Source organism: Caryophanon tenue (genome assembly GCF_001700315.1).
Classification (GTDB): Bacteria; Bacillota; Bacilli; order Bacillales_A; family Planococcaceae; genus Caryophanon; species Caryophanon tenue.
This window is the reverse complement of record NZ_MASJ01000003.1, coordinates 499,644-511,272: the sequence shown is the minus strand read 5'-3', so window position 1 is coordinate 511,272 and position 11,629 is coordinate 499,644. Positions and strand designations below refer to the sequence as shown.

8 protein-coding genes are annotated in these 11,629 nt (G+C 30.7%); 4 read left to right on the top strand and 4 right to left on the bottom strand.

Annotation, left to right across the window (positions count from 1 at the left end; translation table 11 throughout):
• Window positions 1–68: 68 nt before the first annotated feature.
• Both A6M13_RS05615 and A6M13_RS05610 read right to left on the bottom strand, forming a co-directional pair.
• Window positions 69–1,724 carry an ATP-dependent helicase gene (locus tag A6M13_RS05615; protein WP_066543658.1) on the bottom strand — a complete coding sequence of 552 codons (1,656 nt, stop codon included), beginning with the start codon at window positions 1,722–1,724 and terminating at the stop codon, window positions 69–71.
• Window positions 1,709–3,811, bottom strand: a complete 2,103-nt coding sequence (locus A6M13_RS05610) for an ATP-dependent nuclease (RefSeq protein WP_066543657.1) — start codon at window positions 3,809–3,811, stop codon at window positions 1,709–1,711. Before A6M13_RS05610 ends, A6M13_RS05615 begins: the two co-directional genes overlap by 16 nt.
• Before the next feature lie 197 nt (window positions 3,812–4,008).
• Here A6M13_RS05610 and A6M13_RS05605 point away from each other — a divergent pair, with 197 nt between their 5' ends.
• The 4 genes from A6M13_RS05605 to A6M13_RS05590 are packed head-to-tail and all read left to right on the top strand — an operon-like array spanning window position 4,009 to window position 10,185.
• Window positions 4,009–5,493 (top strand): site-specific integrase, encoded by a 1,485-nt coding sequence (locus A6M13_RS05605; RefSeq protein WP_066543655.1) that lies wholly within the window; start codon window positions 4,009–4,011, stop codon window positions 5,491–5,493.
• A complete protein-coding gene (locus tag A6M13_RS05600; protein WP_066543653.1) occupies window positions 5,480–7,510 on the top strand; it encodes a tyrosine-type recombinase/integrase in 2,031 nt (676 codons plus the stop codon). The genes A6M13_RS05605 and A6M13_RS05600 overlap by 14 nt, the downstream gene beginning before the upstream one ends.
• Window positions 7,501–9,777: a tyrosine-type recombinase/integrase gene (locus A6M13_RS05595; RefSeq protein ID WP_066543651.1), complete on the top strand. Its 2,277-nt coding sequence runs from the start codon at window positions 7,501–7,503 to the stop codon at window positions 9,775–9,777. The genes A6M13_RS05600 and A6M13_RS05595 overlap by 10 nt, the downstream gene beginning before the upstream one ends.
• A gap of 9 nt (window positions 9,778–9,786) precedes the next feature.
• Complete coding sequence (locus A6M13_RS05590; protein WP_066543649.1) at window positions 9,787–10,185, top strand: hypothetical protein; 399 nt, start codon at window positions 9,787–9,789, stop codon at window positions 10,183–10,185.
• A gap of 153 nt (window positions 10,186–10,338) precedes the next feature.
• On the opposite strand, the gene A6M13_RS05585 is transcribed toward A6M13_RS05590, so the two are convergent.
• Both A6M13_RS05585 and A6M13_RS05580 read right to left on the bottom strand, forming a co-directional pair.
• Entirely contained in the window at window positions 10,339–10,611 is a 273-nt protein-coding gene (locus A6M13_RS05585) for an HU family DNA-binding protein (RefSeq protein WP_066543647.1), read from the bottom strand.
• 297 nt (window positions 10,612–10,908) lie between these two features.
• Window positions 10,909–11,625, bottom strand: a complete 717-nt coding sequence (locus A6M13_RS05580; protein WP_141680900.1) for a hypothetical protein — start codon at window positions 11,623–11,625, stop codon at window positions 10,909–10,911.
• Window positions 11,626–11,629 lie beyond the last annotated feature (4 nt).

The window sequence follows — 11,629 nt, the reverse complement described above, 5'->3', positions numbered from 1 at the left end:
AGGTGCCTGCCTGAATATATGCGTTATTTGATTACGGGCTTACAATTCACACAAAAATATTATAAAAATCATAACCTTATTACTTCAAAACCAATTTGAATCATTTTATTTTCTAAATCTGTTTCAAGATTATCCACGTTAATAAATAACCTTTTCATAGCTCTACTTAAAGCCACATAGTAAACCCTATGAGTTTCTTGATTCATATCTGGATTTATTAAAAATTCTAAATTTTTTTCTTTTGACTCACTAGAAAAAATAATACATACCGTCTCGAATTCATCCCCCTTGGATTGATGGATTGTTTTATAATTAATTGAATTTTTATCAACATTATTAATTTGCGTTACTAACTGATTAAATGTCATAGAATCATAGAAATCTTTTATAGCGCCCCTTGAAATTTTACCTTTTACATCATAGTGACCAACCAAAAAATCATTATAAAAGCTCGTTATCGACGTATTTTCAAAAGTAGGATATTTACTTATAAGCCTTTTTAAATTCATCAATGAGAATTTATCATCAAAATTACTATTTTTCCTATAGGCCTGTTTCATATACTTCATAGCACTGCTCATATCAAGATTTTTTGCAAATTCAATCGACTGGGCAACATAATAAATCATCCAGCTTCTATCACTATTAGAATCTTTTAAAATGATATCATCAAAAGTTTCTATAGTATTTTTATATGATAGATATACAACATCACTATACAAACCATTGAGATAAATTTCTACATCTTTCGCAGCACCAATTAATATAGTTGGTTTTTCTCCCTGTGTTCCATTAGGAGAAAATTGCTGAAAATCAGTGTTTCCTCGCATTTTATTAAGTACATTTATAATCTGTTCAGTTGATCTTCTATTCCCAGAAATAATATATTCCTTTGTTTCATTTAAATTAAATTCTTTAAATAAACTCACATTTGCCCCTTGAAATGAATATATAGATTGACATAAATCGCCTATAACAGCTACATAAGTATCTATTTTTCCAATTATCTTTATTATCTCAGCTTGAATCGGACTCGTATCTTGAAATTCATCTATTAAAATATATGGGAACATAGCTCTTATAACTCTTAAAACCTCAGTTTTCTCTGTCAAAATTCGGTATGCGAAATATAAAACATCGTCGTGACTTAACTTACCATCACTCCAATATAATTTCTTGTATTCCAAATATGAAGTTTTCTTGATATTGTAATTATCTAATTTGCCATCATTGATTTTTGGGAATTTCAAAATTAATTTTCCATCTTCTATACTCCAAATTAATTTTGACAGAGCCTTTGCTAAAAGTTTATCATCAAACTGAAATTGATTAGTAATTCTTTTAAACTCAGTTATTTGGCTTTGCCTCAATTTAATTTCTTCGTGACCATTTATTTTATCAATAGGTATTTCACAGTTAGATAACACCCAAATAAATGGCTTCACAATATATCTATAACAAAAACTGTGTATGGTACATATTTCGACAGACTCATCGCATCCAGCCAACTTATTTTTTAAGGTGTTTACAGCTGTATTAGTGTATGTAATACACGCTATTTTTCTATTCTTACTTAGTCTTGTGGAATTATGAACTATTTCATTAATATGATTGACTAAAAATGTAGTTTTCCCTGCACCTGGCCCCGCATACAATTTGAAGTTTTGATCAACTGGGATTTTGGTATTGTTCGACTCTAGAACTTCTGCTAACGTGATATCCATTCAATCGCCTCACTTATATACTTCGGTGGGATAATTTCCTCGCCATTACTTTTATTAATTAAGTAAGCTAGCTCCTGAGCAGCCTCACCCTTTTTTAAAGATAGTAAATATCTACTGGCTAATACGGCTATTTTGGTTTCAATAGTATCCTCTATTTTATTTGTTTCTATCAATTCTTTAAGTTCTTCTTTAAATTTTGATTTCCTCATACACTCAACCATTTTTCCAAGACTATCATCTTCAGATAACATATCGAATAAATTTATTAATTCTGCCTGATTAGATAACGTACTTGTTATTAATTTTTTTTGATTAGAATTAAATCTAATTAATTCATATTCGAAAGTTGAACTAGTCCCTAAATCTTGGCTGAAAATTTTTATATTATCCGAAAAATCTCTTTCGGTAATTAGTTTGTTGGAACTTAGCTTATATTCATATTTTTCTCTTTCTTTATCTAAAAAGAGAGGTAAACATTTGCTCCAGCTAGAAGATTCTATATCGTCATCATATTCACCATCTTCCTTTGTGCTAAGTAATTTCCTGACGGGATCTAAATCTGTTAGACAAGCAACTTTTTTACTCAGAGCATATTCAGATTTATTTAAGTCAAATAATTTTAAAAAATGATTAAAATATCTACCACCAATATTTATAATAGTTGTATGCGTATCTTCCAAACTTCTATTCATCTTTTTCGCAAATTCCGGAACTACTAATTGCTCTGCAACTCCTTCTACAAGGATAATATTTTTCGCAAAAAATAAATCTGCTTTGGTTACATCTAAAAATCTTCGTACATATTCACTTGATTTAACGTCATCCTCGTCATCATTTTTAAAGACTTTACTAGGATATGCAGCTCGTATATTTTCTATAAAATCCGAACTTTTATATTTTTGTAATATCATAAGATCTTCTAAATCAACGGCAGCTGTAATATTAGGAGAATGTGTTGTAATAAAAACTTGATTTACTTCAGATTGATTATTATTTTTTAAAAATTGCAAAAATTTATATTGCATACTTGGGTGTAAGTGCGCTTCTGGTTCTTCAATAGCTAAAATTGAAAAAGTCTTGGCATTCGAACCTAGATAATTCCCTGTTGAATCTCTTTGCATTTTCGATAACAAAATTGATATATATATCAAATTATTATAACCTAAGCCGTTACTTACAGCAGGTAGCTTAATCCCTGTTTCTTTTTCGACTATTAACCTTAAACTTGAATATAGCTCAGTGTCTAATATTTCACCATCGAATACAGGTTTAGAATTATCAATACTCGCTCCGGTATCATCTACATACTTTAGTATTTGAGCCTCACCATTCGTCATCCTTTTCTTTAGCTCTTCTATTAGCTTTTTTGCCTCTGTAGAAAAAACTTTTTTATTTTCATTAATTTTTTCTATTCTTTCAATATCACTAAGTTCAGAATTACTTTTGATTTCATAATCCATATAAAAATCTATTACTTCCTTCAACAAAGCGTTATTTCCTTTGAACAAATCCCTTTCTACATCTCTAATGGCGCTTAAAAATTGAAAATCAAATTTATTTAAATCCGCTATATTTAATTGATTTTTGAAATCTACATTTCCAACATAGATTTTAGAAACATACTTTTTCAAAAAATGCTGGTCTAATATTTTCCAAAAATCATTTATATCTCCACTAAAACTATTTTCCATAAAGCTTTTATAAGTTTCTAGTTCATTCTCTGGCAAAAAAAATTCAAATGTTATTTTTGCTTCATACGGCGTTTCAATTTTAGTTAACCAGGTTGCAACAGATAATAATTCATCAGAGTATGCATCTTCATCCGCTGATTCTTTCAATGTTGCAGAGATTACCATTTTTGGAGCAACTGTTTTTAAAGACTCTAAATCTACATTTCTGTTAAAGTCATTTATAGTTAACTTTTTTGATGCCTTATTACTAAATAAAATCTCTAAAGCTTTAATTATAGTAGTTTTCCCAGCATTATTTTCACCGAGTATTACATTTATTCCTTCTTTGAAATATAATGTAGTTCCCTTGTTAGAAAACCCTCTAAAATTATTCAATGTCAACTGAGAGATGTACATCACAAACCTCCATTCTAAATGAAAAAATTCTCAAAAAAGAAAATATTAACAAATATATTTTATATTATAAATATATATTTTAAAATAAATTAATGTATTTCATATCGTCGAACCAATTGAAAAACACGAACTTTTGTTCTATAATTAAATAGATTCAATTTTCTTAACTTTTAATCTCAATGGATAGGAGAGAGATTTTGTCTATAACTATTTTAAACAACATCATTTCTTATAGTCATCCTCAAAAATTAAAATCTATGGATGAATATTTGAGGAAAGTAGATGTTAAAGGTTTTCATTACATATCTTTTATAAGCTCTAAAGGCATTACCTATATTGTAAATCCAGACCACGTAACTAATAATACCGCTACAAATATGTTAATCGCACTAAATGACCATAATAAATCGCCTAATACAATAAAACGAATTGCGAATGATTTAACAAAATTTTTAGACTACTTAATGTTATTTAAAATTAATCTCGATGAAATAATGGATTTAGAAGACATCCTTATCGGTTTCGCTGTCTATCTACAAGTGTTAGGAACTTCTAGTATAAAAGTTCAAAAAAGTATTGAGTGGAGTTTAATAGATTACGTCCCACTGGTTGATGATTCCATTCAGGAGCTGGTTAGTAATGAATACGGCCAAAAATATATAACTCAATCTAGCGGTTACACTGCGGACCATATAGTACAACACATTCAAAATGCCATAAAATACTTAGAACAATACAACGAAGAGAAAGCGATACCACTTAATACAATTCCTAGAAAATCCATTTCTAATAAATCAACATTCTCTTCAACTATTAAAGACACTTATGATTCAACTGTATATGACGCTAATTATATTCTAGCTCGAAGCGGTTTAAACCACTCTAACACCAATAAACTAGCGAAACCAACGAAAGAAAGAATCCCAAGTCTATCTGAAATGAATATATTTATGAGCGTTTCTAAAGAAAAAAATACCTTTATACATAATCTACTTTTGCTTACACTGAAAGGATTTGGCTTAAGATCAGCTGAAGTATCCAATATCAAATTCTTCGATAGTTTAATCCCTGCTAACTTTTTGAGCCTGCCATATGATCAAGCTATTTCATTTCTAAAAAACTCAAAAAACCTAGGTGATATTTATTACAATAATTCAATCAAGCGTTGGACTTGTAATGTCGTAATTGCCGAAGGTAGAGATTATTCAAAAAGAAATAAAAGCGGTAGTAGAGAAGTTTCTTATATATTTGAACAGGAAGAATTTAGTGCAGCTTTGTATTTAGTCATAAGAGAACGATTGTTAATTTTTAGAGCTAAACCTAATTTAGAGACATCTAATTTTTTATTTTTAAATCCTAGAAATAAAATGAAAGCTTTTAAAAATTACACTTCCAATAATATCATTACTTCTATGTCTAAAAGGGTTTCTAAAGCATCCGGAATAGCTTTCAGTTGGATACATCCTCATACTTTTCGCCATTATTTCGCTACATATCTATTAAGAATAAAAAAATTTACTTTAGACGATGTATCCAGAATGCTCGGTCACTCCGACACAGACGTTACAAGAGGCACATATATTCATTACCTTGAAGAAGATACTTCAGATGAAGGTAATATCATTGAGAAAATAAAAGACGCTTATTCATCAGATAGAGAGGTTACTAATGGATTGGATTAATTCAGAGAAATTAAATGCGGAATTAAAAAAACATCTAAAAATCGAGAATGAAGAAGTTAAACAGGCAATATTACAATTGCAAAAAACATCGGCCAACGATTGGTTAAATTCTCCTAAGCAATTAAACAGATATAACGTTTATTACGTTTTAACTTGGGCAATAAAAACAAAGTTATTTTCTGATGAAAATTATAAAAAAATGATCTTAAAAAAAATTATTGATTGCCCTGGAATAAGAGGAAATCGAATACTAGATATCCTTATATACTTTGGTTACTTTACTCAAGAACAAGTAAATAAGATTAAATCCGAGCATTATAGTTTAATCCTTCATTCTGCTAAATTCTTTTATTTACATTTCGTTTATATAAATAAACCTTTCGGTGAAATAACAATATCAGATATGCAAAGTTATTTTAATGATTTTGATGAATATCATATGGCACAACACAATTTAAAGCGCCTAAAAAAAATCTTATATAGCTTTGGTTATTTCAATAAAAGGTCTACTAAAAATGTAAAAAAGTTTAACTTAGAATTATTATCAGCAAATCATACATTTGGCCATATAATTCAAGACTACAATACTTTTTTAATTGCCGGTGGTGCTAAAAAAACATATAGAAAACTCTCCTTTACCTCTCTAAAAAATTTCATTGATTTTATTGAGATTAACAACATTAACTCTGAGGAACTATGCAATGAACATTTAGATAAATTTATCGATTATTGCAAGGAAAACAAAAATTATCTGGCTAGTACCATTCTAACTTATATACCTAAGATTCAAAATTTTCTGGATTGGGGCGTTGGATCATACTCAAGTCTTCCAAAACAAAAAGTCAAATTTTCAAAAAGTAAGATGACTATGCTAAGAAGTGAAGCTAAGCGACACCGAGAAGAAAGTGATGGTTTTGCTTTTGAAAAAGAAGAGTATCCATTAATGATTTCTAGTATTTTAAAATCTTTTAAACCCAAAAATGAAGAAGAGTTTTTAGCCTACAATTATTGGCGAATAATTTCTTCTTGCCCCGTTAGAAGTGCTTTTGTATTAAGTCTAGAATTCGATAATTGTATGTACCCTATGTTGAATGAAAAAGACGTCTTATGCCTATATAGTACAGACTCTGACAAAGCGGGAAATAAAAATGGGCAATTTCCAATACTTGACCCTATGGGGATTGAAGCTGTACGTGAACTAGAAGAAAATATTAAAGAAAATAGAGATTGTTATAAACCTCTCTTTAATACCGATTCGGAAAGAATGTTCATTCACTTATTCCAATATACAAGTACAAATAAGATTTTAAGCATAAATGAAATTAATAATTTCTCTGAAAAATACTTCAAAACCGAGATAGCAAAATCTTTAAATATGGATAAATCTGAAGTGAAATTCTCTTCACATTCTTTCAGGCACTATTTGTTAACACATATTGTTCGTAAGACAGGGAGCGAAGAAGCTGCACAAGCTGCTGCCGGACATCACGATGGGAAAATGGTTCGAAAAGCGTATATTAAGAGTAAGCACGCAAAAAATGCTTTGTTATATCGAGTTTTAGATAAATATGAAGCTGGAGATATCACTGGAAAGTTTTATTTGAAAATAATAGCTAAATTAACAGAAACAACTGAATTTGATAGTGCAACAATGAAGGACTTAGAAAAAAATATCGAATTTGAGGAATATATAAAAAAACACGGACGTAAAACAGCAATGGGGTATTGTTTCGAAGAAGAGCAAAGTTGCAATCACTATTTAAAATGTTGGAACTGCCCTTTCTTTATGATGAAACGTGAAGAAATCGAGGGTGCTGTCGAATTACTAGCTAAACTAATTATGGAATTTAAAGATATCCAGCAGCACAGCAAAAATTTTAATATACACAGTACAATAGCACAAAATAAACTTCGTGCTATTGCATTAATCAAAGAAAGACTAAGTGATTTAAAATACTCAGATGAACAAATTGAAGAACTGGTTTTAAAGCACTTTAAGGAGGAAATATGGGATTAGCGATTGCAAGCATTCAAGAAGAAAAAGCTTTATCTCTCACAGTTCTATATAGAGGTGTGGAATTTGAACTTTTTATCGAGACTCATTTTAACCAAGAACAAAGAGAAATTTTTAGAACAACTAAACTTGGAAAAGATATATTCAATAAAGACCTTCATTACTTCACAGACATAAATTCATTAAGTAAATCAGAAAAAACTTATGCTTATAAATTAGCCTTAATGGGACGAATTCAATTAGATAAACAATTTCAAAGCTCTCCTATAAACTATAAATTATATCCACTTGAAATCCTTCCAAACTTTAAATTAGCATACAAACTTTTCGAAGATTATATTGATGATTTTGCTATGGGAAATCTCGAAAATAAGGATAATTTTAGAAAGTTATATTTAAATGAATTACTAAAACTATGGATGCGTGGATTCGGATTGATTCCTGGCATTCATAAGAAATTCATTACCGATAACGAAATCCAATATTTATATTCTTTTAAAAATAAGAGACGGATTGCACGTTTCATCGCATTTATACTCCTTAATAGCGATTCATCTCCTGTCACTACTACACCCGATAAACAGGTTCAATTACTCCCTAGCGATGAATCCGAAGAAAACAAATGGAGTGCATTAACCGCACTGTATGATAGCTCTTTGAATAGGGATTTATACAACTATTTGGAATGGACAAAATTAAGAGTCGATAATACAGCTTCTTTAAAAATTCTAAATCACAATGGAGATTTAGAAACGATCACATTCAAAAAAATGAGCTGGGGAAATTACAATATGATTTCCAGTACCTTAAGAAAAGTTGTACCACTTCTATTTAAACATCAGATATTTTATTCCAATGATTTAATCGGAGGCACACTTCTTAACTTTTATAATAGCGAAGATTTTCAAAACCTTAGCGAAAACTTAAAGGACAATATAAGAAACAATATAAGGGCTTATATTAAATATTACATAATTACAAACTCTATTTATGATATAAACATCGACAGGGTAGCACCAAAAAAAATGACCAACAAAAAAACTATGTATGGTGAAAATATAAACTTCGGTGAGACGCAAATACTAATTGATGCACTGTTAAATGACAGCAACGAATGCATTGACGAAAAAGATATCACACAGGCTAAATGTCGTCGGGCAATATTATTACAAATGACAACAGGAGCTAGAATACACGAAATATTATTATTAACAAAAGACTGTATAACAACGAATAATCAAGGTGAGAAATTTATTCATTTTCATAAAACAAAAAATAAGTCTGAATTCTATGTGAAAATGGATTCAAATATGTTCGAATGGATCAATGAATTAATACAAATAACACCGAATATTCCTCTAGAGGTTAATTCAATAAATGTATCTACAACATTCGGTGACGATTTAAAAAAAGTAAGACTATTTCCCAATAAAGACTGCACAAATATTCTATTACCTGGAACTATTAATAGATTTCTCTTGCGACTTGAAAAAAGACTTAAATTGAAAACTCATTTTTCATCACACTCTTCTCGTAAAATACACGCTTTATATTTGAAGATGATTGGAAAGGAAAAAGTGGATATACAACACGCATTAAATCAAAGAGATATTGATTCTCAACTTCCATATTTAGCAACAAAATCAAAGAAAGTGGTGAATGATTTAAAAAAAGTTAGTTTAGAGGGCGTTTGGAGTAATTTAACAACTTATCAAGAGGACGAGTCAACAATCCCACTAAATCAAGTTATTGAAAGAAGCATTAAATTTCAAACCACTTCTAGCCAAAAGCAAGAAGCAAACTTGCTTGTTGAAAAAATAGTTACCAAAGTAAAACAAGAATTAAATCAGTTGCCTAGTAATGAAAATATAACTCAGCCAACAGGTATGCCAATGTATACTCATAATTGTACTGCAACTGTTGTAGTTAATTGCGGACATACTGAACTTGATTGCTTTAGCTGCAACAAATATCTTCCTGATCAGGATAAGTTAAAAGAACATAAAGCTGAAATATTACGTTATATGGTTCTTATTTTATTTTACAAAGATAATCTTAAGAAAAACAAATTAGAAAAAGAATTTATTTCAATGAATATAAAGGATATTGAGGAAAAATTAAAAAAAACGTTCTTTACGCTATTCTCAAAATTCAATTTGCGTCAAAAGGAAGGAAATGAAATCGAAAAAAATTTAGATAAGATTGCAAAAACATATTATAAAACCAACAAAATCCCTCTAAGCTTCTCAGAAGCCCTAGAATTAGTTTAAAGGAGTCATATGAGTAAACCTACATCTTACACTAAAGACCAGCTATACGGTGCTACAAAGGGCGTTAAAAGGACTTATATTAACAAAGCTACCAAGAATGAAGCTGATGCTCGAATTTCAAAAGTTCAAGCCTACAAATTAATAGCACATAAACTAAAATTAAGTAGCGATCGATCATTATGGAAAAACAATGATTCAGAATATCTTTCAACTTGGTACGACAAACTAATTAAAGATATAGATGATATCTTACTTAATAATCAATCTATTATTAGTTCCAATTCTAAAGACACATTGGATACTAATCAAAAATCTAATTACCTCGAAATTATAAGTGCATTAGAAAAACGAGTGGAAAATTTGACCATAGAAAATTTTGAACTTCGACAAAAATTACTTACTAAATAAATATTTAGAGGCTGTTCATTTTTAAGTGAACAGCTCTTTTATTTTTACATAAAAATTCAAAAACCCTCTGAAAAATTCAGAGGGTTTTTGTCCAGACAGTTTTTACTGAACTTATAAAATGCCTGAACCCTTGTTATGTAAGGGTTTTTCGGACTACTTAACGGCGTCCTTAAGTGCTTTACCTGGTTTGAAAGCAGGTACTTTGCTTGCAGCAATTTCGATTTCTTCACCCGTTTGTGGGTTACGACCTTTACGAGCCGCACGTTCACGCACTTCAAAGTTACCAAAACCGATTAATTGTACTTTGTCACCCTTTGCAAGAGCATCTTGAATTGTATCAAATACAGCATCAACTGCTTTAGAAGCGTCTTTCTTAGAAAGACCTGCAGCTTCAGCAACAGAGTTCACTAATTCTGTTTTATTCACACGATTCACCTCCTCTCAAGGGTTGCCGCTCATCAATCATGATAAAAGAGTAACATAACAAAACCCTTGATGCAACTGAATTTCTTCGCACTTCACTGATATTTGTTGGACCCATTTCACTTTTTGCAGTCGGCAAAACTCTACTCTCAATATACTATACACTATTTCTTATAAAGTAAACTCAAAACCCTACTGTTTTCAACGTTTTGTCCACTTTTTCGAACATTTTTTCGCTTTTTCACATAAAAAAGGGGTCGATTGCTTCAAATTTACAGCAACAGACACCATTTCCATGTTTTATGGCGTGTAAAAAAACACTACCTCGCGCGCTTCATTTACAGTATATGGTACGGAATAAGCAGGCAATACATCGAAACGTTCAATTAATAAAGGGCGCAAATCTTCGCCTGGCGTAATATCTATGTCCATGTCGTCAATTAAGCGTTGTAAATCAATCCGGTAGTCAACAATCGCTTGTCCTTGTGTTGTGACGACAATAGGTAAATAATTTGTCGAGTACGGGCTTTGCACAGATAACGGCTCTAGCCCCATGCGCTCGTAATTAAGCGTATAAATATAATCTGCTATTTGCTCCTGAAACGCTGGGTATTGCTGCACCATCACACGTAAATTAATCTCACGAATACGTTCAGCAGCGTTTAAATCGACAAGCTTTACAGTAGGCGACTGTTCCGCATCCCAAATAACATACTGATAAATGCCGCCTTTTTCATATGCATTGTCTGGTAGTGCTGCTAAATACGTTGGCACAAGCTTTTGGAAATCGATTAAATACTTAATATAAATATCTGTATCATTATCCACTGTTTTAATCGGTAATAATCCACCTGAATCCTGTTGAAATGCCTCAACGGCGCGCTGTACAGCTTGCACATCATCGGGATTTACTTGTTGCTGTAAACGCTGCTGTTCCTCACTTGCTGAAAAACTTCCACCACAGCCGCTTAATAAACAACTAACAGCTATTAAACTTCCTATTATCCATCGCTTCATGTTC

Bases quoted from the DNA above. Each gene is read 5' to 3' on its own strand.
- A6M13_RS05615 (WP_066543658.1), bottom strand. From the start codon at position 1,724: ATGGATATCACGTTAGCAGAAGTTCTAGAGTCGAACAATACCAAAATC.
- A6M13_RS05610 (WP_066543657.1), bottom strand. From the start codon at position 3,811: ATGTACATCTCTCAGTTGACATTGAATAATTTTAGAGGGTTTTCTAAC.
- A6M13_RS05600 (WP_066543653.1), top strand. From the start codon at position 5,480: ATGGATTGGATTAATTCAGAGAAATTAAATGCGGAATTAAAAAAACAT.
- A6M13_RS05595 (WP_066543651.1), top strand. From the start codon at position 7,501: ATGGGATTAGCGATTGCAAGCATTCAAGAAGAAAAAGCTTTATCTCTC.
- A6M13_RS05590 (WP_066543649.1), top strand. From the start codon at position 9,787: ATGAGTAAACCTACATCTTACACTAAAGACCAGCTATACGGTGCTACA.
- A6M13_RS05580 (WP_141680900.1), bottom strand. From the start codon at position 11,625: ATGAAGCGATGGATAATAGGAAGTTTAATAGCTGTTAGTTGTTTATTA.